This is a genomic window from Caldimonas sp. KR1-144, from assembly GCF_049446155.1.
Taxonomy (GTDB): domain Bacteria; phylum Pseudomonadota; class Gammaproteobacteria; order Burkholderiales; family Burkholderiaceae_C; genus Rivibacter.
This window is the reverse complement of the sequence record NZ_JBMSEE010000001.1, coordinates 36,479-56,185: the sequence shown is the minus strand read 5'-3', so window position 1 is coordinate 56,185 and position 19,707 is coordinate 36,479. Positions and strand designations below refer to the sequence as shown.

The window sequence follows — 19,707 nt, the reverse complement described above, 5'->3', positions numbered from 1 at the left end:
GAGCCGCAGGGCCGCTCCCAAGGCGAATGCCGCAGTGCGCAGCACGGAGGATGCCCAATGAACGCACCGCGCGTGTCGATCCAGACCGAGGACTTCGACCTTTCGACCGAGGTCGCGGCGCTGCGCGCGCAGGACCTCGGCGTCGGCGCGGTGGCCAGCTTCGTCGGCACGGTGCGCACGCGCTCGCCACGGCCCGACGAAGGGCAGGGCGTCTCGCTGCTGGAGCTCGAGCACTACCCCGGCATGACCGAGCGCGCGATCGAGGCGATGATCGACGAGGCGCAACGCCGCTTCGACGTGCGCGGCGTGCGGGTCATCCATCGCGTCGGTCCGCTCGAGCCCGGCGCGCAGATCGTGCTCGTCGTCGTGAGCTCGGCGCACCGAGGCGAGGCCTTCTCGGCTTGCGAGTTCCTGATGGACTACCTCAAGACCCAGGCGCCGTTCTGGAAGAAGGAGCACACGCCGCAGGGCGCGCGCTGGGTCGATGCGCGCGAGTCCGACGACGCCGCGCTCGAGCGCTGGGGCATTGCCGCCGCCAACAGCGGGGGCGGCGCTTGACGCCGACGCTCGGCCAGGCGCTCGTGGTCGCCGGCGGGGCCGCCACCGGCGGCGTGCTGCGCTGGCTGCTGGGCTTGTGGCTCAACCCGCTGTGGGGCGGTTTCGCCCTCGGCACGCTGGCGGTCAACGCGGCCGGCGGCTTGCTCGTCGGCTCGATCGGCGCCTGGCTTTTCGTGCAGCCCAGCGAGTGGCTGCGGCTGCTGCTGGTCACCGGCTTGCTGGGCGGCTTCACGACCTTCTCGGCGTTCTCGATCGAATCGCTGATGCTGCTGCAGCGCGGCGCCTTCGGGCTCGCGCTGCTGCACACGGCCGGCCACCTGCTGGGATCGCTCGCTTGCGCGGCGCTCGGCTGGTGGCTGGTCCACGCGCTGCTCGCGCCGCGCTGAGGCGCCCTTCGGCGCACGGCTTGCCCTGCATCAAGCCAGCGTGCTTGAAAAGCCCTGGCGGCGTCCTTACCTTCGAAGCAGTCCCGTTTCGCGAGGTTGACCATGCGCGTCGACAAACTCACCACCAAGTTCCAGGAAGCGCTGGCGGAGGCGCAAAGCCTCGCGGTCACGCGCGACAACCCCTACATCGAGCCGGCCCACCTGCTGGCCGCGATGCTGGCGCAGACCGACGGCCCGAAGGCGCTGCTCGACCGTGCCGGCGTCAACACGGCCGCGCTGCGCGCCGCGATGGAGACCGCGCTGGCCGGCCTGCCCCAGGTGCAAGGCGGCGGTCCGGTCCAACCCGGTCGCGACCTGATTGCCGCGCTGCAAGGCGCCGAGAAGGAGGCCACCAAGCGCGGCGACCAGTTCATTGCCAGCGAGATGTTCCTGCTTGCGCTGGCCGATGCGAAGACCGACCTCGGCGGGATCGTCCGTGGCCACGGCCTCACCCGCAAGGCGCTGGAATCCGCGATCGAGGCGGTGCGCGGCGGCGCGAGCGTCGACTCGGCCGAGGCCGAAGGCGCGCGCGAGGCGCTGAAGAAGTACACGCTCGACCTCACCGAGCGCGCCCGCCAGGGCAAGCTCGACCCGGTGATCGGCCGCGACGACGAGATCCGCCGCGCGATCCAGGTGCTGCAGCGCCGCTCGAAGAACAACCCGGTGCTGATCGGCGAGCCGGGCGTCGGCAAGACGGCCATCGTCGAGGGCCTGGCGCAGCGCATCGTCTCGGGCGAGGTGCCCGATTCGCTCAAGGGCAAGCGCGTGCTGGTGCTCGACATCGCCTTGCTGCTGGCCGGCGCCAAGTTCCGCGGCGAGTTCGAGGAGCGCCTGAAGAACGTGCTCAAGGAGCTGGCGCAAGATGAGGGCCAGACCATCGTCTTCATCGACGAGCTGCACACGATGGTGGGCGCCGGCAAGGCGGAAGGCGCGATCGACGCCGGCAACATGCTCAAGCCGGCGCTGGCGCGCGGCGAGCTGCACTGCATCGGCGCGACCACGCTCGACGAGTACCGCAAGTACATCGAGAAGGACGCCGCGCTCGAGCGCCGCTTCCAGAAGATCCTGGTCGACGAGCCCAGCGTCGAGGCCACGATCGCGATCCTGCGCGGCCTGCAGGAGAAGTACGAGGTGCACCACGGCGTCGAGATCACCGACCCGGCGATCGTCGCCGCGGCCGAGCTCTCGCACCGCTACATCACCGACCGCTTCCTGCCCGACAAGGCCATCGATCTCATCGACGAGGCCGCGGCCAAGATCAAGATCGAGATCGACTCCAAGCCCGAGGCGATGGACCGGCTCGACCGCCGGCTGATCCAGCTCAAGATCGAGCGCGAGGCGGTCAAGAAGGAGAAGGACGAGGCTTCGCAGAAGCGCCTCGGCCTGATCGAGGAAGAGATCGCCAAGCTCGAGCGCGAAGCGGCCGACCTCGAGGAGATCTGGAAGGCCGAGAAGGCCCAGGCCCAGGGCTCGGCGCACGTGAAGGAAGAGATCGACCGCGCGCGCACGCAGATCGAGGAGTTCAAGCGCAAGGGCGACTTCAACAAGGTCGCCGAGCTGCAGTACGGCAAGCTGCCCGAGCTCGAGAAGAAGCTCAAGGAGGCGCAGGCCACCGAGTCCGGCAAGGACGCCGCGGGCAAGCCGCAGCTGCTGCGCACGCAAGTCGGCGCCGAGGAGATCGCCGAGGTGGTCGCGCGCGCGACCGGCATCCCGGTGTCCAAGCTGATGCAAGGCGAGCGCGACAAGCTGCTGCAGATGGAAACCCGCCTGCACGAGCGCGTGGTCGGGCAGGACGAGGCGATCCGCGCCGTGGCCGACGCGATCCGCCGCTCGCGCGCCGGCCTGTCGGACCCGAACCGTCCGACCGGCTCGTTCCTCTTCCTCGGGCCCACGGGCGTCGGCAAGACCGAGCTGTGCAAGGCGCTGGCCGCGTTCCTGTTCGACACCGAGGAGGCCATGATCCGCATCGACATGAGCGAGTTCATGGAGAAGCACTCGGTCAGCCGCCTGATCGGCGCGCCACCGGGCTACGTGGGCTACGACGAGGGCGGCTACCTGACGGAAGCGGTGCGCCGCAAGCCGTATGCGGTGATCCTGCTCGACGAGGTCGAGAAGGCCCACCCGGACGTCTTCAACGTGCTGCTGCAGGTGCTCGACGACGGGCGGCTCACCGATGGCCAGGGCCGCACGGTCGACTTCAAGAACACGGTCGTCGTGATGACCAGCAACCTCGGCTCGCACATGATCATGCAGATGGCGGGGCAGGACCCGGAGCTGATCCGCGAGGCGGTGTGGGGCGAGGTCAAGCAGCACTTCCGCCCCGAGTTCCTCAACCGCATCGACGAGACGGTGGTGTTCCACGCGCTCGACGCGCAGCATATCGAGGGCATCGCGAAGATCCAGCTGCGTGCGCTCGAGCAGCGCCTGGCCAAGCTCGACCTCGCGCTCGACGTGACGCCGGCGGCGCTGGCGGAGCTGGCCAAGGTGGGCTTCGATCCGGTGTTCGGCGCGCGACCGCTCAAGCGCGCGATCCAGCAGCGCATCGAGAACCCGTTGTCGAAGCTGCTGCTCGAAGGGCGCTTCGTGCCCAAGGACACGGTCCCGGTCGACGTCGATCCGATCCGCGCGCCGGGCGAGTTCCGCTTCGAGAGGATCTGAGCCCCCCACGCTTGCGGCTGCGCCGCTGCGCTGCCCCCGGAGGGGGGCTGGCCGGCCTTGGGGCGGTCCGGCGGCCGGCCGTTGGTTCTCGCTCAGCGCGCGGCGGGGCCGGCGTCGAGCTTGCGCAGCTGATCGCGCAGCGTGTCGATCGGCGGTGCGTGCAGCTTGTCGATCACGAGGTGCAGCATCGCGCCGACCGGCAGGCCGGTCAGCGCGGGCAGCGCGCGCAGCAGCAGGTGGTGCTGGCCCAGGGTGACCAGGCAGTCCGGTGGCGCCGCGCCCAGCCCCATCGCGCGGCTGGCGTTGGCCAGCGCGCCGACGATCGTGGTGCCGTGGCGTGCCAGGTCCTCGGCGCTCGGGCGCGCGCCGGCGTGGCCGAGCGGGCGGCCGCTGCCGGGCTCGAAGGCGCAGGCACTGACGACGCCTTGCAGATGGGCCACCGCGCCGAGGTAGCGCGCCAGCGGCGAGTGGTCGGCCGGCGCCGCGGCGCCGATGGTCGGCATCGGGATCGGCGCGACGGGTGCCGGCGCCGCGGCTGGCACGGCAGGGGTGGCGGGCGTGGCGGGTGTGGCCGGCTTCTGGCTGCTGGTCAGCAACGGCAGCCTGGAGGCGTCGACGCCCGGCTGGCTGCGCCGCTGCAGGTCGTTCCAGGCCACCGCGAGCTGCTGCCAGACGTCGGCCGGCCGCGAGACCGGCGGCGTGACCGAGGCCTCGATCGCGGTGGCGGTGCGAAAAGCCGCGACCTGCGTCGCCAGCGCCGGGTTGGACTGCAGCGGCAGGAAAAGGATTCGCCGGCAGGTCCAGCCGCGCTGCAGCACGGCGCGGTGCCAGGGCTCGAGATGGGTCTGGATCACGTGGCCCGGCAGGTTGCCGACCATCACGATGCCCAGCCGGCTGCGGCTGAACAGCACCTGCGCCATCGCATGGCGCGACGCGGTATCGGCGTCGATCTCGGTGGCGTACAGCCGCACCGTGCTGCCGTTGGCCGCCGGGCAGTCGACGAACTGCAGCGTGGCCAGCGGCGTGCCGACGCCCGAGCGGCGGATCACGAGCTGCTGCACCGAGCGCTGCGCCGCGGCCGCGATGCCGGTCAGGAGCTGGCGCGCCACGCCCGCGGTGCCGAGGTCGTGCACCGCCACGAAGCTGGGCTGCAGGAAGTCGAACTGCTGGACCAGGGCCTCGGCCGGGTCACAGGAGACGAACAGCTCGCGCATGCCGTTGCCGACCGCGCGGCCGATGTCGCGCGCCTCGCCGTCTTCGGTGCTGCCGGCGACCTGCGTCTGGACGCGCGTCGACTCCCAGTTCGCGGCAGGCGTGTTCGGCGGGCGGGAGGTGATCGGGTTCATCGTGCAGCCAGGGTTGGCGGGCCGAAGGCCCGGCGTCGTGCGAGTGTAGGAGCCCGCAGCCGGCGCCGGATCAGGCTCGCTCCCTAGAATGGCCCCATGACCACGACTTCCCGCAACGCCGGCTCATCCGCGCCGGTCGTGATCGTCGGTGCCGGCCTGGCCGGGCTGACGGTAGCCTTGCAGCTGGCCGCCGAGCGGCCCGTCACCGTGCTTGCCAAGCGCCGCCTCGACGAGGGCGCCACCGCCTGGGCCCAAGGCGGCATCGTCGGCGTGCTCGGCGACGACGACAGCGTCGAAAGCCATGTGCGCGACACGCAGGACGCCGGGGCCGGGCTGGTCGACGAGCACACCGCGCGCTTCATCGCCGAGCACAGTGCGCAGGCGATCGAGTGGCTGGTCAAGCGCGGCGTGCCGTTCTCGCCCGACCCGCAAGGACCGCTGGGCCTGCACCTGACGCGCGAGGGCGGCCATGCGGTGCGCCGCATCGCCCACGCGGCCGACGCCACCGGGCGCGCGATCCACGAGGTGCTGCTGGCCGAAGCCCGTGCCCATCCGAACATCACGCTGCGCGAGCGCTGGATGGCGGTCGACCTGATCACCTCGCGCCACCTCAAGCGCGACGAGCTGTCGCGCTGCTACGGCGTCTATGCGCTGGACATCGACTCGGGCCGCGTCGAGACGCTGCCCGCCGCGGCCGTGGTGCTGGCCACCGGCGGTGCCGGCAAGGTCTACCGCTACACCACCAATCCCGACACCGCGACCGGCGACGGCATCGCGATGGCGTGGCGCGCCGGCTGCCGGGTCGGGAACATGGAGTTCATCCAGTTCCATCCGACCTGCCTGTACCACCCGCAGGAGCGCAGCTTCCTGATCACGGAGGCCTTGCGCGGCGAGGGCGCACAACTCAAGCTGCCCAATCACAACGGCGAGGGCACGCGCTTCATGGCCGCGCACGACGAGCGGCTCGAGCTTGCGCCGCGCGACATCGTCGCGCGCGCGATCGACTTCGAGATGAAGAAGCATGGCGTCGACTACGTGCTGCTCGACGCCACCCATCTCGGCGAAGCTTTCCTGAAGGAACACTTCCCGACCATCCATGCGCGCTGCCTGGCGCTGGGCATCGACATCGCCCGCCAGCCGATCCCGGTGGTGCCCGCGGCGCACTACACCTGCGGCGGCGTGGTGACCGACCTCGACGGCCGCACCGACCTGCCGGGCCTCTACGCGGTGGGCGAGACCACCTACACCGGCCTGCACGGCGCCAACCGGCTCGCGAGCAACTCTCTGCTCGAGTGCGTGGTGTTCGGCCAGACCTGCGCGGCGAGCATCCTGCAGGCGCAGTCCGAGCCGCTGCCGTCGCCGCCGGCCTGGGACGAGAGCCAGGTCGAGAACGCCGACGAGCAGGTCGTGATCTCGCACAACTGGGACGAATTGCGCCTGGTGATGTGGAACTACGTCGGCATCGTGCGCACGACCAAGCGGCTGGAGCGGGCCTTGCACCGCATCAAGCTGCTCAAGAGCGAGATCGACGACTACTACGCAGCCTTCCGCGTGACGCGCGATTTGCTCGAGCTGCGCAACCTGGTCGACTGCGCCGAGCTGATCGTGCGCTCGGCACTCGCGCGGCACGAAAGCCGCGGGCTGCACTTCAGCCGCGACTTCCCGCGCACGCTGCCGGTGAGCTTTCCGACGATCCTGTCGAGAAAGCCAAAGAAGAGGGATGCCTGGTTGCCCTAGCGTTTACGACCGCGCATGCATGGCTTCACGGGCCTGCACGAATTCAAAGGCGTAACGTACGGCGGCGTCCAGTTCCTTCTGGGAGCGATCCCGCTCTGTCCCCGACTGGTAGAACGCCAGGTCGGCCATGTGGCGGATGTAGCGCGGCGGCAGGCGGTTGAGCGCGACGCAGGCCACGTCGGGCAGCAGCTCGGGGCGCATCTGGCCGTACTGCGGCGCCAGCGCGGACACGGCCGCGAACACCAGGCGCTCCTGGTGGTTGTGGATCGACGAGAAGTCCGCGCTCATGACATCGGTTTCCTGGCAGGGATGGGCCAGTGTCGACGTGCCGCGCGCGCGGCGATGGGCCGAAGAAGCGCCGTCGGGCGGCGCAGTTCGGCGTTTCCGTGCGTCAGATCGTGTCCAGCACGCGCATCGAGAAGTCGACCGCGCGCACGTCCTTGGTCAGCTTGCCGACCGAGATGCGGTCGACGCCTGTCTCGGCGATCGCGCGCAGCGCGTCGAGCGTGACGCCGCCCGATGTCTCGAGCAGCGCGCGATGTGCGGTGATCGCCACCGCCTCGCGCATCATCTCGAGGCTGAAGTTGTCGATCAGGATGCTGGTCGCGCCGCTGTCCAGCGCCTCCTTCAGCTGCTCGATCGACTCCACCTCGATCTGGATGCCGATGCCTGGCGCCTGCGCCTGCACCAGCGTCTGCGCGGCGCGCAGCGCGGCGGTCACGCCGCCGGCCGAGGCGATGTGGTTCTCCTTGATCAGGATACCGTCGTAGAGCGCCAGCCGCTGGTTGTGGCCGCCGCCGACGCGCACCGCGTACTTCTGCGCCAGGCGCAGGCCGGGCAGGGTCTTGCGCGTGTCGAGCACGGCGCAGCCCTTGGGGTTGGGCGAGGCGCCGTCGATCGCGCGCGCGTACTGGCGCGTGACCGTGGCGGTGCCGGACAGCAACTGCAGGAAGTTGAGTGCCGGGCGCTCGGAGGTCAGCAGCGCACGGGCGTCGGCCTCGATCGTGCAGACGATGTCGTCGGGCTTGAGGTCGCTGCCTTCGGCGTGCAGCCACTCGATGCGGGAACGCGCATCGACGGCGGCGAACACACCGTCGAACCAGTCGCGCCCGGCCAGCACCGCGTGCTCGCGCACGATCACGCGGGCGCGCACGCGCCGTTCGGCCGGCACCAGGCGCGCGGTCCAGTCGGCGACGCCGATGTCTTCCTCGAGCGCGTCGCGCACGTTGCGCGCGCGGGCCTCGGCGAGGCTCTCGTTGTGGTCAAAGCTCAGGCTCATGTTCTGGTTCAGGCGGCGCCGATGTTCTTGACGAAGCCGCGCTGCGGCGTCGCGAGCGAAGACGGGTTCGCCTTCACGAAGTCGAGCATGCGCTCGATGCAGCCCAGCGCCTGGCCGCGCGTCGGCTCGGGCACGAGAATCTCGCCCGTGCCCTGCTCAAGGCAGTCGACCACGCCTTGCAGCGCATTCATCGCCATCCACGGGCAGTGCGCGCAGCTCTTGCAGGTGGCGCTGTTGCCGGCGGTGGGCGCCTCGAGCAGCCGCTTGCCCGGCGCGAGCTGGCGCATGCGGTGCAGGATGCCGTTGTCGGTGGCGACGATGAACTCGTGCCGGTCGCTCTCCACCACGGCCTTGATCAGCTGCGAGGTCGAGCCCACCACGTCGGCGAGCTCGACGACGCGCTTGGGAGACTCGGGATGCACGAGCACCAGCGCATCGGGGTGGTCGCGCTTCATCAGCTCGAGCTCGAGGCCCTTGAACTCGTCGTGCACGATGCACTCGCCGTTCCACAGCAGCATGTCGGCGCCGGTCTCGTCGGCGATGTAGCGGCCGAGGTGGCGGTCGGGCGCCCACAGGATCTTCTCGCCGCGCTCGTGCAGGTGGCGCACGATGGCCAGGGCGCAGGAGCTGGTGACCATCCAGTCGGCGCGGGCCTTCACGGCGGCGCTGGTGTTGGCGTAGACGACGACGGTGCGGTCCGGGTGGGCGTCGCAGAACCTGGCGAAGTCGTCGGGCGGGCAGCCGAGGTCGAGCGAGCAGGTCGCATCGAGGTCGGGCATCAGCACGCGCTTGTCGGGCGACAGGATCTTGGCCGACTCGCCCATGAAGCGCACGCCGGCGACGACCAGGGTCTTGGCTTCGTGGTCGCGGCCGAAGCGCGCCATCTCGAGCGAGTCGGACACGCAGCCGCCGGTCTCGAGCGCGAGGTCTTGCAGGTCGCCGTCGACGTAGTAGTGCGCGACGAGCACGGCGTTGTGCTTCTTGAGCAGCGCCTTGGCGCGCGCCTTCGCGGCCTCGCGTTCGCTGGGCGAGAGCGCCCGGGGCACCTTGGCCCACGCATGCGCGGTGCAGCTCGCGCCGCTGGCGTCCTGGCGGGTGAAGTCGTAGAGAACTTGCTGGGACATGGAAGGCTCCTGAGGGCAATTTTCGCCTGTTCGCCGGAGTGCGCCCCGAACGGGGCCATCCGCGCGCGACCGCGGCCGAATTGCTCCTGGCCGGCCCGGCCATTGAGATCCGCGGCCGAACGCCGCGCAGCGCGCCGATCGCATGCGAACCTCGCCGGCCGGCGTGGAGCGGGGCGGAGGATGCAGTGGTTCGACGAACGACGGTGTGTTGGATGCTGGCCGCGATCGTGGCGTTCGCGGGCTGCGCCCGCCACGAACGGGCGGGAACCGCGCACCCGCTGGGCGCCGAGGTCGCGAGCGCGCAGAAGGCTCTGCTCGACATGCTGGCGACCGACGCTGCCGCGCTTGTCGCCTTCGAATCCGAGCGCGATCGCTTGTTGGCCCTGCGGGCGCAGTTGTGTGCAAGCGAGCATCCCCTCGGCGCCTTGGCGTCGGTCGAGAACCTGCGAGGAACGTCCAGCCCCGAGCGCTGCTTCGCCGAGCAGGACGCGCGGCTGCTGAGCTTCATCCGCTCGCGCGCCATCGAGGCGCGCCTGGCGCCGGGCCAGGCCGTGGCGGCCCCCACGCGCCGGTCCGGGCGGACTGAGCCTCAGCCGGCCGACGCGAAGAAGCGGCTCGGCGGCGCGCCCACCGAGCGCCGCACCATCGCCGAGAAGGCGCTCGGGCTCGCATAGCCCAGCTCGGCCGCGATCTGCGCCATCGGCTGCTTGCGCGCGGCCATCGCGAGCGCGCGGGCCAGCAGCACCTGCTGGCGCCACTGGACGAAGCTGGTGCCGAGGTCCTGGCGGAACAGGCGCGCGACCGTGCGCTCGCTGGCGCCGACGTCGCGCGACCAGTCGGCCAGCGTGGCGTGGCGCGTGGGATCGTCAAGCACCGCTTCGCACAGCGCGCGCAGGCGCTTGTCGCGCGGCAGGTCGACGCCCAGGCGCACCGGGCGGGCGCGCCGCAGCTCGTCGCGCAGCAGGTCGGCGATCAGGCGTTCGCGCTGCAACTCGGCGGCGTCGGGCGGCTCGCCGCCGTCAGGTGCGGTCGGCAGCGCCAGCACCAAGGCGCGCAGCAGGTCGGACACCTCGAGCACGCGGCAGCCGCGCCACGCGGCCTCGTCGGCGCGCGGCACCGCGGGGCCGCAGCGGCCCGCGGCCTGGTGCAGGTAGAGCGTGCGCAGGTGGCAGGTCTCGACCACGGTGATCGCGTGCTCGACCCCCGGCGGGATCCACACCGCGCGCGACGGCGGCACGAGGTAGGTGCCGCGGTCGGCGGTCAGGCGCATCACGCCGGTGGCCGAGAACGCGAGCTGGGCCCAGGGGTGCGAATGCGGCTCGACCTGGGTGTCGGCCTCCAGCCAGTGCGACTTGGCGCGCAGCGGCCGCTCGCGCGTCGGTGCGAACAGCATCGGCGTCAGCGGGCCGATCACCGGGCCGCGCGCGGCCGTCTGGGGGCGTCTTGGCATGATCTCGACAGTGTTTGACGTTCTATCGTAAGCCCGCCGACCGGCCCACGCCTACGATAAGGGCATGAGTTCCACCGCCCCCGCGACCACCCCGGCCATCGCCGTGCCGCTGAAGCAGGATGCCCGCACGATCGGCCTGATCGGCCTCGCGCACGGCACCTCGCACTTCTTCCACATGCTGCTGCCGCCGCTGTTTCCGGCCTTCATCCGGGACTTCGGCCTGAGCTATTCGGAGCTGGGCCTGCTGGTCACGATCTTCTTCGTGATCTCGGGCATCGGCCAGGCGCTGTCGGGCTTCCTGGTCGACCGCGTCGGCGCGCGGCCGGTGCTGTTCGTGGCGCTGTCGTGCTTCGTGTTCGCCGCGCTGGCGGCGGCCAGCGCGAACGGCTTCGCGGGCCTGTTGCTGGCGGCCTCGCTCGCGGGCCTGGGCAACGCGCCGTTCCACCCGGTCGACTTCACCATCCTCAACAAGCGCGTTTCGCAGCCGCGCCTGGGCCATGCGTTCTCGGTGCACGGCATCACTGGCAACCTCGGCTGGGCGGCGGCGCCGGTGTTCTACACCGCGCTCACGGCGGCGACCGGCTCGTGGCGGCTGGCCTACGTCGGCGGCGCCATCGTCGCGGCGGTCGTGCTGCTCACGATGCTGCTGCATCGCGACGCCCTCGACGATCGCCAGGGCGCCTGGGCGCACGAGAAGAAGGCCGGCGCAGGCCTGGCCGACGAGCATCCGATGGCCTTTTTGAAGCTGCCGTCGGTGTGGCTGTGCTTCTCGTTCTTCTTCTGGACCACCGCGGCGCTGAGCGCGATCCAGAGCTTCGCGAGCCCGGCGCTGCAGCAGATGTACGGCCTGCCGCTGTCGATCACCGCCTTCGTGGTCACCGGCTACATGCTGTGCGGCGCGGTCGGCATGGTGATCGGCGGCTTCCTGGTCGCGCGCGTGCAGCGGCTGGAGCGCACGATCGCCGCCGCGATGGCCGTCGCCGCCGGCTTGCTGATGCTGGCCGGCAGCGGCTGGCTGCCAGGCCTCGCGGCGGCCGGCGTCGCGGCCCTCGCGGGCTTTGGCACCGGCCTGGCCGGGCCGTCGCGCGACATGCTGATCAAGCGCGCGGCGCCGCCGGGGGCGACCGGCCGCGTCTACGGCACGGTCTACTCGGGCCTGGACCTCGGCTTCGCGGTCGCGGCGCCGGTGTTCGGTGCGCTGCTCGACCACGGCAGCCCGAACGCGGTGTTTCACGGCTCGGCGCTGGCGCTCGCGCTGGGCGTCGCATCGGCCTCGCTCGTCGGCCTGCGGCTCGCGCGTCGCAGCGTGGTGCCTGCCGCCGCCTGAGCGTCTTCGGGCCGGCTAAAGTGCCGGCATGACCACAAGCCATACCCCCTCGCGCCTTGCCGGCCACGCGCTGGTCGAGGCGCTGATCGCGCAGGGCGTCGACACCTGCTTCGGCGTGCCGGGCGAGAGCTTTCTCGCGGTGCTCGACGGCTTCCACGAACACGCGCAGCGCATCCGCTTCGTCGCCTGCCGCCAGGAGGGCGGCGCGGCCTTCATGGCCGAGGCGGGCGCCAAGCTGACCGGCAAGCCCGGCGTGTGCTTCGTGACGCGCGGCCCCGGCGCCACCAACGCGAGCATCGGCCTGCACACGGCCTTCCAGGACTCGACGCCGATGATCCTGTTCATCGGCCAGGTCGGCTCCGACATGCGCGACCGCGAGGCCTTCCAGGAGCTCGACTACCGCGCGGTGTTCGGCCCCAACAGCCTGGGCTTCGCGAAGTGGGCGACCGAGATCCCGAGCGCCGACCGGCTGCCGGAGTACGTCGCGCGGGCCTTCCACGTGGCGCAGCAGGGCCGGCCCGGCCCGGTGGTGCTGGCGCTGCCCGAAGACATGCTGACCACGCCGACGACGGCGCCGGTGCTGGCGCGCGTCGAGCCGGCGCAAGCCTGGCCCGCGCCCGGCGCGTTGCGCGAGGTGCGCTCGCTGCTGCTCGCATCGCAACGCCCGCTGGTGATCGCCGGCGGCGGCGGCTGGACGCCGGAGGCGACGCATGCGCTGGAGCGCTTCGCCGAGAACTGGCAGTTGCCGGTCGGCTGCGCGTTTCGCCGCCAGGACTTGTTCGACAACGGCCACCGGCTCTATGCCGGCGACATCGGCATCGGCATCAATCCGAAGCTCGCGCAGCGCGTGAAGGACGCCGACCTCGTGATCGCGCTCGGCGCGCGGCTCGACGAGATGACCACCGGTGGCTACACGCTGCTGGCCGCGCCGCGGCCGACGCAGAAGCTGATCCATGTTCACGCCGGGCCCGAGGAGCTGGGCCGCGTCTACGCCGCCGACCTGCTGCTGCAATCGAGCATGGCGAGCGCCGCGAAGGCGCTCGAATCGCTCGCCGCGCCGACGCAGCTGCCCTGGGCCGACTGGGCCGCCGCCGCGCGCGCCGACTACGAGGCCAACCAGGTGCCGCAGCCGGTCGAGCCGCTCGACATGGCGGCGGTCGTACGCTCGCTCACGCGCCATGCGCCCGATGCCGTCTACACCAACGGCGCCGGCAACTACAGCGGCTGGCTGCACCGCTACCACCGCTACGGCGCGCTGCACCGCACGGGCCGCACCCAGCTCGCACCGACCAGCGGCGCGATGGGCTACGGCCTGCCGGCCGCGGTGGCCGCGAGCCTGCTGGCGCCGCATCGCCACGTGATCAACCTCGCCGGCGACGGCGACTTCCTGATGAACGGCCAGGAGCTCGCCACCGCCAGCGCCTACGGCGCCGGCCGCGAAGGCGGCGGGCGGCTGATCTCGATCGTCGTCGACAACGGCACCTACGGCACGATCCGCATGCATCAGGAGCGCGAGTACCCGGCGCGCGTCTCGGGCACCGCGCTGGCCAACCCCGACTTCGCGGCGCTGGCGCGCGCCTACGGCTGGGCCGGCGAGCGCGTCGAGGCGACGGCGGCGTTCGAGCCGGCGCTGGTGCGTGCGCTCGAGCGCCGCGAGCCCACGCTGCTGCACCTGGTGCTCGACGAGAACGTCAGCACCAGTCGCACGACGCTCGCGGCGATCCGCGGCGCCGCGCTTGCCAGGCAAGGCTGATCGGCACGGCAGGACGGAGGGCGCGATGCAATCTTCGATATTTCGCGCGCTGGCGCTGGCTTTCGCGATGCCGGCGCTGGCCGCCTGCAACACCGCGTCGATGATGCCCACCGCATCCGACGGCGCCACGCCCGCGATCACCGGCGACTGGATCGTCGAGCGGATTGGCGACCAGCCGGTCGTGCCCGACAGCCCCGCGCGCCTGAGCTTTGGCGCCGACGGCCGCGTCAGCGGCAACCTGAGCTGCAACCAGGGCGTGGGCCGCTACGCGCAGCAGGGCGCTTCGCTCACGTTCGGCGAGGGCATGGCGATGACCAAGCGCGCCTGCGACGGGCCGCTGGGAGAGCAGGAGAGCCGGCTTGTCGCGGCGCTGGGCAAGGTCGGCAGCGCCGCGGTGGTCGACGACAAGCTGGAACTGCGCGGCAAGGACGGCGCCTTGCTCGTGCGCGCGACCAAGGCCGAACGCACCGCGTCGAAGCCGGCGACGCCGACGCCCGCCTCGCGCTACTGACGACCCCCACGCTTGCGGCTGCGCCGCTGGCGCTGCCCCCCAAGGGGGCTGGCCGGCCTTGGGGCGACCCGGCGGCCGGCCGGCACCTTAGCCTTGGTTGGGGCGCCGCCCCAGCATCAACAGCACCACGCCCGCCAGCACCACCGCCGCCGCGCCCCATTCGGCGCCGGTGACCACCTCGCCGCCGAGCGTGACGCCCAGCAGCATCGCGATCACCGGGTTCACGTAGCAGTAGCTCGATGCCAAGGCGGGCGTCGCATGCGCGAGCAGCAGCATGTAGGCGTTGAACGCGATCAGCGAGCCGGCAACCACGAGGTACAGCCATGCGGCGACGGCGCTCGGCTCGGGCGGCCAGTTCGCGACGACCGTGGGCAGCTCGCCGTCCAGGCCGGCCAGCGCGAGCAGCACGACGCCGCCGCAGATCATCTCGCTGGCAAAGCCCATCGCGCCCGGCGCGAGCGGCGTCACGCGCTGCGACAGCAGGCTGCCGACCGTCCAGGTGATGCAGGCGGTGGCGATCGCGACCAGCCCGGCCGGCGACGACTGGAAGCCCGCGCCTTGCGTCAGCATCAGCACGCCGGCCAGACCGACCGCGATGCCCAGCGCTTCGAGCCGCGTCGGCAGCTCGCGCCAGAACACCAGGCCCAGCGCCATCATCACCGGCACGATCGCAATGAAGGCCACCACCAGGCCCGAGCCGACCGTGACCTCGGCGTAGGCGGTGCCGCCCATGCCGCCGCCCAGCATCAGCGTGCCGACCAGCAGGGCATGACGCCACTGCTTCGCGCTCGGCCACGGCGCACGCCTGACCCAGCGCATCCACGCGGCCAGCAGCACGCCGGCGACGACGAAGCGCGAGCCCATCTGGAAGAACGGCGGAAAGCTGACCAGCGCGAACTTGATCGCGAGGTAGGTGGAGCCCCAGACCAGCCAGGTGGCGGCCAGGCAGGCGATCACCAGTGGCGAAAACGAAGGGCGCGAGAGCGGGATGACGGCGGCGGACATGGCGAAATCGTAGAAGGCGAGAGGTCGATGATCGAGAGGAACCGTTCGAAAAATGGCGGGAGAGTCCGTTGATTCGAAGGACTTTTGGCTGCTACGCTTTCGACATGACCACCGAAACCCTGGACGGCTACGACGCGCGCATCCTCGCCGAGCTGCAGGCCGACGCGCGCATCAGCATGGCCGAGCTCGGCCGCCGCGTGCACCTGAGCCCGCCGGCCGTGACCGAGCGCGTGCGCAAGCTCGAGGCCGCCGGCGTGATCACCGGCTACCGGGCCACGGTCAACCTCGCCGCGCTGGGCTTCGGCATCCGCGCGATGGTGCGCGTCGGGCGCGCCGACTATGCACGCATGGTCAAGCTGGTCCAGCACACGCCCGAGGTCATCAATGCCTACAACGTGACCGGCGAGGACAGCTGGATCCTCGAGATCGCGGTGATCGACGTGGCGCACCTCGATGCCGTGGTCAGCAAGTTCTGCATCGTCACCGAGACCTCGACCGCGATCATCCTCAACGCCGTGCGCGAGCACCAGCCGATGCTGCCGGCGCGGCGCGAGGACGTGAAGCCGCCGACCCGCAAAGTGGAGAACGCCTGATGGCCACCGAGCTCTCGACCTGCGACCTGTGCGACGAGCACAAGGCCGACACCTCCGGCGCCTTTCGCGTGCTGCCGCCGGGCTTTCACAGCTACGGCGGCCGCGTGCGCTTCGGCGGGCCGGTCAGCACCGTCAAGTGCTTCGAGGACAACTCGCTGGTCAAGGCTGCGCTCGACGAGCCGGGCCAGGGCCGTGTGCTGGTGGTCGACGGCGGCGGCTCGCTGCGTCGCGCGCTGGTTGGCGGCAACCTGGCCGCCGCCGCGGCGAAGAACGGCTGGGCCGGCATCGTCGTCAACGGCTGCGTGCGCGACAGCGCCGAGCTCGCCGCCAGCGCGGTCGGCATCAAGGCGCTGGGCCTGATGCCGCTGCCGACCGACAAGCGCAACGAGGGCCAACGCGACGTGGCGGTGCTCGTGCAAGGCGTGCCGGTGCGCCCGGGCGAGTGGCTTTATGCCGACGAGGACGGCGTCGTCGTGATGGACCGCTGCGCCGCCTGAGCCGTTACCCGCTCAGGGGGCGTCGGCCGACGCGGCGCCGCGTCCTGGGCGGCCCGGGATGGGTCCGACTTGCGCCGTCGGAACCTCGGTGCTGACATGGCGAGCGATCTGCCACCAGGCGATCAGCCGCTCGAAGCTGCCGTCGAAGCCGCGCAGGCGCAGCTGTTCCGCGACGAGCGAGCAGAACTCCGCCGAGCCGCGGTCCAGCACGGAACGCGCGGACAGCCTGTCGCAGTGAAGGTAGACGCGCTTGAGTTCGGCGACCGGCATGTGCATCGGCTGCGACGACGTCGCCAGGGCCGCACCGTGCATGGCCACGCAGCTCAGGACGGCCAGGATCCATTGCCTTTTCATGGTGTCCTCCGGTTGCCGTGTTCGTGGCGTAATATATAGACTGGTCTACTGAGTTCTTCAAACCATGGCAGACCCGATTTCCTCCAAAGGTATTGACTCGCGCGCGCGCATGATCGATGCGGCGATCCTGCTCATGCGCCACGGCGGGCTGTCGGCAGCGGGCATCAATGAGATCGTGAAGGCCAGCGGCGCACCGAAGGGCTCCGTCTACCACTTCTTTCCGCAGGGCAAGACGCAGCTCGCGCGCGAGGCGCTGGCCGAGTATTCGCAGCGCCTGCTGGCCGTGTTCGAGCAGGGCCTGCGAGGCGGCCGAACGCCCGGCGGCAAGGTCCGTTCGGTGTTCAGGCTGTTTGCGCAGCGCCTCGAGGACGGCGAGTTCCGCCAGAGCTGCGCGGCCGGCGCCGTCTGCCTCGATCTCGGCCCTGATCTCGAGACCGTGCGCGAGGTGATCGCCACTGCCTTCTCGGCGTGGATCGAGCTGCTGGCTGGCGGGATCGGCTTCGAGGACCGGCGCCGCGCGCGATCGTTCGCCGGCCTGATGCTGACCGCGATTGAAGGCGCCGGCATCCTGGGGCGCGCCGAGCATTCGAGCCGGTCGTTCATTGAGGCGGGCCAGTGGCTTGGCGAACTGGCGGACCGAGAGGCCTCGCGCGGCGCAGCCGGCTGAGCCTCGCGCCGACGCGTGCGGCCCGCGATCGGATGACGTGCGCGATCTGGACGAGCGGCACGACCGCTCCCTAATCTGAGGGCAACGCTGCCGCGGCCGGCAACCAGGCTTCCTCCACCTTGCGCCGCGGCCTTTCGCGACTGCGCGCAGGCGACGCGACGCCGCCGTTCATCGCCGTCCAGACGCGCTCCGGATCTCGTCCGAGCCGGCCGCGGTGTCGATTCATTTGTCCGGAACAAGCCTTCGCCGAGGAAAGACCATGTCCAACAAGGCATTCCAACAACTGGCCGTCGGGGCGGCCTTGACCTTGAGCGCCGTCGCGGCCTGCGCCGACTGCGGCGCGCTGCCGAGCTGGAGCACGCTGAAGAGTGCGTTGACCAACGCTGTCGCAGCCGAGAGCTCAGGCCTCAACTTCCAGATGTGGGCCACGATCGTCGACCGCGACGGCACGGTCTGCGCCGTGGCGTTCTCCGGCGCCAACCGCGCGTCTCAGTGGCCGGGCAGCCGCGTGATCTCGGCGCAGAAGGCGAACACCGCCAACGCCTTCAGCCTCAACGGTCCCATTCCCGGCGGCGGTGCGTTCGCCAACGGCCTGGCACTGTCGACCGCCAATCTCTACTCGGCGGTCCAGCCGGGCGGCAGCCTCTACGGCCTGCAGCACAGCAACCCCGTCAACACCGAAGTCGCCTACGGCGGCAATCCTTCGAACAACGGGCAGGCCAACGACTTCATGGTCGGCAAGAAGATCGGCGGTGTGAACGTGTTCGGCGGCGGACTCGCCTTGTACAGCGCGGACCACAAGGTCGTCGGCGCGGTCGGCGTGAGCGGCGACACCTCGTGTGCCGATCACATGATCGCCTGGCGCCTGCGCGCCGGACTCTCGCTCGACAACCTGCTCGGCGTGGCCGGCGTCAGCGGCGACGCGGCGCGGCCCGACAACATCGTGTTCGACATCACCGGCGGCGTCAGCGCGGGCGGCTTCGGCCATCCGGTGTGCCTGAACAACACCACGGCCCCGGGCTCGCTGCCGGCGGCCAACCACTGAGGCAGCCGCAGCGCACGGCGGGCTGCGGTTGCTAGCTGCCGATGGCGTCGCCGGCCACGAGGTAGTGGCCGCCCGCCACGTGGTGCAGGGTTCGCAGCCCGTCGTGGCCCTCGAAGTGCCAGCGGCCGTTCGAGTGCACGCGCTCGTCGGCCCACGCTGCCGTGACCTCGCCGAGGAACAGGTCGTAGGCCTGCTGGACGTGCGGCTCGGGCAGCAGCCGGCAGGCCAGCCAGGCGACGCAGCCGCCGATCAGCGGCGCGTCGGCGCCGGGCACCTGCTCGAAGCGCAGGCCGTCCAGCGTCGCGAGCTTGTCGACCTCATGGCCGCTGCGGTTGCCGATGGCGGTGACCAACTCGACCTGGGCGCGGCAGGGCACGCTCAGCACGAAGTGCCCCGAGGCTTCGACCAGGCCGCGCGTGAACGTCGCCTTGTCGAGCACCACCGCCACCTTGGGCGGCGAGAAATCCAAAGGCATGTTCCAGGCCGCGGCCATCACGTTGCAGCGTCCGCCGTGCGCCGCGCTCACCAGCACGGTCGGGCCGTGGTTCAGCAGCCGGTAGGCCTTGGGCAGCTCGACCGGCCGGCGCGTCACCGCAGGATCTCCAGCAGGCGGTCGAGGCCGCCTTGCTCGATCGAGACCATGGCCTTCTCGCGCACCGCCGGCTTGGCGTGATAGGCCACCGAGAGGCCGGCCGCGCCCATCATCGGCAGGTCGTTGGCGCCGTCGCCCACGGCGATCGCCTGCGTCGGCGCGATGCCCAGCGTCGCGCAGGTCTGCAGCAGCATGCGGCGTTTCTCGGCACCGTCGCAGATGTCGCCCCAGGGCTGGTCGACCAGGCGGCCGGTCAGGTAGCCGCCTTCGGTGCCCAGCACGTTGCTGCGCGTGAAGTCGAGGCTCAGCCGCTCGCGCAGCCGTTCGGTGAAGAAGGTGAAGCCGCCGGAGACCAGCAGGATCTTCAAGCCCGCGGCCTGGCAGGCGCGCACCAGGGTCTCGGCGCCGGGGTTCAGTTGCAGGCGCCGCTCGTAGACCTCATGCAGCGCCGACACCGGCACGCCCTTGAGCAGTGCGACGCGCTGGCGCAGGCTTTCCTTGAAGTCGGCGATCTCGCCGCGCATCGTGGCCTCGGTGATCGCGGCCACCTCGGCCTTGAGCCCGACGGCATCGGCGATCTCGTCGACGCATTCGATGTTGATCAGCGTCGAATCCATGTCGAACGCGATCAGCTTGAAGTCGGCCAGGCGCAGCGGCGCTGCGATGCCTCGAAGGACGAGGCCGGGGGCGAAGAGGGCGGTCGTGGTCATGAGCGACCGATTATCGCGGGGGCTCGCGCACGGCAGCGCCCAGGCGTAGAGTGCGCGCCCTGTCCCACCGCTTTCT

The 19,707-nt window shown here is 71.1% G+C and carries 21 protein-coding genes; 12 read left to right on the top strand and 9 right to left on the bottom strand.

Going from position 1 to position 19,707, the window contains the following annotated elements; all coding sequences use genetic code 11:
- Positions 1–57: 57 nt before the first annotated feature.
- The 3 genes from ACO2TI_RS00280 to clpB all read left to right on the top strand — a co-directional run bounded on the left by ACO2TI_RS00280 (position 58) and on the right by clpB (position 3,641).
- Positions 58–558, top strand: coding sequence for a molybdenum cofactor biosynthesis protein MoaE (locus ACO2TI_RS00280; protein ID WP_423281401.1), 501 nt, complete (start codon positions 58–60; stop codon positions 556–558).
- Complete coding sequence (locus ACO2TI_RS00275) at positions 555–944, top strand: CrcB family protein (RefSeq protein ID WP_423281400.1); 390 nt, start codon at positions 555–557, stop codon at positions 942–944. The genes ACO2TI_RS00280 and ACO2TI_RS00275 overlap by 4 nt, the downstream gene beginning before the upstream one ends.
- 102 nt (positions 945–1,046) lie before the next feature.
- Complete coding sequence (gene clpB, locus ACO2TI_RS00270) at positions 1,047–3,641, top strand: ATP-dependent chaperone ClpB (RefSeq protein ID WP_423281399.1); 2,595 nt, start codon at positions 1,047–1,049, stop codon at positions 3,639–3,641.
- 92 nt (positions 3,642–3,733) lie between these two features.
- Here the strand turns inward: clpB and ACO2TI_RS00265 are convergent, their stop codons facing one another.
- Entirely contained in the window at positions 3,734–4,987 is a 1,254-nt protein-coding gene (locus ACO2TI_RS00265) for a hypothetical protein (protein ID WP_423281398.1), read from the bottom strand.
- Between the two features lie 96 nt (positions 4,988–5,083).
- On the opposite strand from ACO2TI_RS00265, the gene nadB reads away from it, so the two are divergent.
- Positions 5,084–6,724 carry an L-aspartate oxidase gene (gene nadB / locus ACO2TI_RS00260; RefSeq protein ID WP_423281397.1) on the top strand — a complete coding sequence of 547 codons (1,641 nt, stop codon included), beginning with the start codon at positions 5,084–5,086 and terminating at the stop codon, positions 6,722–6,724.
- A 3-nt stretch (positions 6,725–6,727) separates the two neighbouring features.
- Here nadB and ACO2TI_RS00255 read toward each other — a convergent pair whose 3' ends face one another.
- The 3 genes from ACO2TI_RS00255 to nadA form a co-directional block, all read right to left on the bottom strand.
- Complete coding sequence (locus ACO2TI_RS00255) at positions 6,728–7,012, bottom strand: late competence development ComFB family protein (RefSeq protein WP_423281396.1); 285 nt, start codon at positions 7,010–7,012, stop codon at positions 6,728–6,730.
- Between the two features lie 103 nt (positions 7,013–7,115).
- Complete coding sequence (gene nadC, locus ACO2TI_RS00250; RefSeq protein WP_423281395.1) at positions 7,116–8,003, bottom strand: carboxylating nicotinate-nucleotide diphosphorylase; 888 nt, start codon at positions 8,001–8,003, stop codon at positions 7,116–7,118.
- Between the two features lie 8 nt (positions 8,004–8,011).
- Positions 8,012–9,127: a quinolinate synthase NadA gene (gene nadA / locus ACO2TI_RS00245; RefSeq protein WP_423281394.1), complete on the bottom strand. Its 1,116-nt coding sequence runs from the start codon at positions 9,125–9,127 to the stop codon at positions 8,012–8,014.
- A 212-nt stretch (positions 9,128–9,339) separates the two neighbouring features.
- On the opposite strand from nadA, the gene ACO2TI_RS00240 reads away from it, so the two are divergent.
- Positions 9,340–9,801, top strand: a complete 462-nt coding sequence (locus ACO2TI_RS00240) for a hypothetical protein (protein WP_423281393.1) — start codon at positions 9,340–9,342, stop codon at positions 9,799–9,801.
- On the opposite strand, the gene ACO2TI_RS00235 is transcribed toward ACO2TI_RS00240, so the two are convergent.
- Positions 9,717–10,577 (bottom strand): AraC family transcriptional regulator, encoded by an 861-nt coding sequence (locus tag ACO2TI_RS00235; protein ID WP_423281392.1) that lies wholly within the window; start codon positions 10,575–10,577, stop codon positions 9,717–9,719. The two genes, ACO2TI_RS00240 and ACO2TI_RS00235, sit on opposite strands and share 85 nt — an antisense overlap.
- 64 nt (positions 10,578–10,641) lie before the next feature.
- Between ACO2TI_RS00235 and ACO2TI_RS00230 the strand changes: the two genes are divergently transcribed.
- Genes ACO2TI_RS00230 through ACO2TI_RS00220 form a run of 3 tightly spaced genes read left to right on the top strand, consistent with a single transcriptional unit; the run spans position 10,642 to position 14,168 of the window.
- Positions 10,642–11,904, top strand: a complete 1,263-nt coding sequence (locus tag ACO2TI_RS00230) for an MFS transporter (protein WP_423281391.1) — start codon at positions 10,642–10,644, stop codon at positions 11,902–11,904.
- 28 nt (positions 11,905–11,932) lie between these two features.
- Positions 11,933–13,657: a thiamine pyrophosphate-binding protein gene (locus tag ACO2TI_RS00225; protein WP_423281390.1), complete on the top strand. Its 1,725-nt coding sequence runs from the start codon at positions 11,933–11,935 to the stop codon at positions 13,655–13,657.
- Positions 13,658–13,682: 25 nt separating this feature from the next.
- Complete coding sequence (locus tag ACO2TI_RS00220; protein WP_423281389.1) at positions 13,683–14,168, top strand: META domain-containing protein; 486 nt, start codon at positions 13,683–13,685, stop codon at positions 14,166–14,168.
- An 87-nt stretch (positions 14,169–14,255) separates the two neighbouring features.
- Here the strand turns inward: ACO2TI_RS00220 and ACO2TI_RS00215 are convergent, their stop codons facing one another.
- Positions 14,256–15,173 carry an EamA family transporter gene (locus ACO2TI_RS00215; RefSeq protein ID WP_423281388.1) on the bottom strand — a complete coding sequence of 306 codons (918 nt, stop codon included), beginning with the start codon at positions 15,171–15,173 and terminating at the stop codon, positions 14,256–14,258.
- Between the two features lie 104 nt (positions 15,174–15,277).
- Between ACO2TI_RS00215 and ACO2TI_RS00210 the strand changes: the two genes are divergently transcribed.
- On the top strand, positions 15,278–15,766 hold the full coding sequence (locus ACO2TI_RS00210) for an Lrp/AsnC family transcriptional regulator (protein WP_423281387.1): 489 nt from the start codon (positions 15,278–15,280) through the stop codon (positions 15,764–15,766).
- Positions 15,766–16,263, top strand: a complete 498-nt coding sequence (gene rraA, locus ACO2TI_RS00205) for a ribonuclease E activity regulator RraA (RefSeq protein WP_423281386.1) — start codon at positions 15,766–15,768, stop codon at positions 16,261–16,263. Before ACO2TI_RS00210 ends, rraA begins: the two co-directional genes overlap by 1 nt.
- Positions 16,264–16,275: 12 nt before the next feature.
- Here the strand turns inward: rraA and ACO2TI_RS00200 are convergent, their stop codons facing one another.
- Positions 16,276–16,617, bottom strand: coding sequence for a hypothetical protein (locus tag ACO2TI_RS00200; protein ID WP_423281385.1), 342 nt, complete (start codon positions 16,615–16,617; stop codon positions 16,276–16,278).
- 64 nt (positions 16,618–16,681) lie between these two features.
- Here ACO2TI_RS00200 and ACO2TI_RS00195 point away from each other — a divergent pair, with 64 nt between their 5' ends.
- Positions 16,682–17,284: a TetR/AcrR family transcriptional regulator gene (locus ACO2TI_RS00195; RefSeq protein WP_423281384.1), complete on the top strand. Its 603-nt coding sequence runs from the start codon at positions 16,682–16,684 to the stop codon at positions 17,282–17,284.
- A 259-nt stretch (positions 17,285–17,543) separates the two neighbouring features.
- Positions 17,544–18,329, top strand: coding sequence for a GlcG/HbpS family heme-binding protein (locus ACO2TI_RS00190; protein WP_423281382.1), 786 nt, complete (start codon positions 17,544–17,546; stop codon positions 18,327–18,329).
- A 31-nt stretch (positions 18,330–18,360) separates the two neighbouring features.
- Here the strand turns inward: ACO2TI_RS00190 and ACO2TI_RS00185 are convergent, their stop codons facing one another.
- Positions 18,361–18,921: a flavin reductase family protein gene (locus ACO2TI_RS00185; protein WP_423281381.1), complete on the bottom strand. Its 561-nt coding sequence runs from the start codon at positions 18,919–18,921 to the stop codon at positions 18,361–18,363.
- Positions 18,918–19,631, bottom strand: coding sequence for a phosphoserine phosphatase SerB (gene serB / locus ACO2TI_RS00180; RefSeq protein WP_423281380.1), 714 nt, complete (start codon positions 19,629–19,631; stop codon positions 18,918–18,920). Before serB ends, ACO2TI_RS00185 begins: the two co-directional genes overlap by 4 nt.
- Between the last annotated feature and the right edge of the window lie 76 nt (positions 19,632–19,707).

Bases quoted from the DNA above. Each gene is read 5' to 3' on its own strand.
- ACO2TI_RS00280 (WP_423281401.1), top strand. From the start codon at position 58: ATGAACGCACCGCGCGTGTCGATCCAGACCGAGGACTTCGACCTTTCG.
- clpB (WP_423281399.1), top strand. From the start codon at position 1,047: ATGCGCGTCGACAAACTCACCACCAAGTTCCAGGAAGCGCTGGCGGAG.
- ACO2TI_RS00265 (WP_423281398.1), bottom strand. From the start codon at position 4,987: ATGAACCCGATCACCTCCCGCCCGCCGAACACGCCTGCCGCGAACTGG.
- nadB (WP_423281397.1), top strand. From the start codon at position 5,084: ATGACCACGACTTCCCGCAACGCCGGCTCATCCGCGCCGGTCGTGATC.
- ACO2TI_RS00255 (WP_423281396.1), bottom strand. From the start codon at position 7,012: ATGAGCGCGGACTTCTCGTCGATCCACAACCACCAGGAGCGCCTGGTG.
- nadC (WP_423281395.1), bottom strand. From the start codon at position 8,003: ATGAGCCTGAGCTTTGACCACAACGAGAGCCTCGCCGAGGCCCGCGCG.
- nadA (WP_423281394.1), bottom strand. From the start codon at position 9,127: ATGTCCCAGCAAGTTCTCTACGACTTCACCCGCCAGGACGCCAGCGGC.
- ACO2TI_RS00240 (WP_423281393.1), top strand. From the start codon at position 9,340: ATGCTGGCCGCGATCGTGGCGTTCGCGGGCTGCGCCCGCCACGAACGG.
- ACO2TI_RS00235 (WP_423281392.1), bottom strand. From the start codon at position 10,577: ATGCCAAGACGCCCCCAGACGGCCGCGCGCGGCCCGGTGATCGGCCCG.
- ACO2TI_RS00230 (WP_423281391.1), top strand. From the start codon at position 10,642: ATGAGTTCCACCGCCCCCGCGACCACCCCGGCCATCGCCGTGCCGCTG.
- ACO2TI_RS00225 (WP_423281390.1), top strand. From the start codon at position 11,933: ATGACCACAAGCCATACCCCCTCGCGCCTTGCCGGCCACGCGCTGGTC.
- ACO2TI_RS00220 (WP_423281389.1), top strand. From the start codon at position 13,683: ATGCAATCTTCGATATTTCGCGCGCTGGCGCTGGCTTTCGCGATGCCG.
- ACO2TI_RS00215 (WP_423281388.1), bottom strand. From the start codon at position 15,173: ATGTCCGCCGCCGTCATCCCGCTCTCGCGCCCTTCGTTTTCGCCACTG.
- ACO2TI_RS00210 (WP_423281387.1), top strand. From the start codon at position 15,278: ATGACCACCGAAACCCTGGACGGCTACGACGCGCGCATCCTCGCCGAG.
- rraA (WP_423281386.1), top strand. From the start codon at position 15,766: ATGGCCACCGAGCTCTCGACCTGCGACCTGTGCGACGAGCACAAGGCC.
- ACO2TI_RS00200 (WP_423281385.1), bottom strand. From the start codon at position 16,617: ATGAAAAGGCAATGGATCCTGGCCGTCCTGAGCTGCGTGGCCATGCAC.
- ACO2TI_RS00195 (WP_423281384.1), top strand. From the start codon at position 16,682: ATGGCAGACCCGATTTCCTCCAAAGGTATTGACTCGCGCGCGCGCATG.
- ACO2TI_RS00190 (WP_423281382.1), top strand. From the start codon at position 17,544: ATGTCCAACAAGGCATTCCAACAACTGGCCGTCGGGGCGGCCTTGACC.
- serB (WP_423281380.1), bottom strand. From the start codon at position 19,631: ATGACCACGACCGCCCTCTTCGCCCCCGGCCTCGTCCTTCGAGGCATC.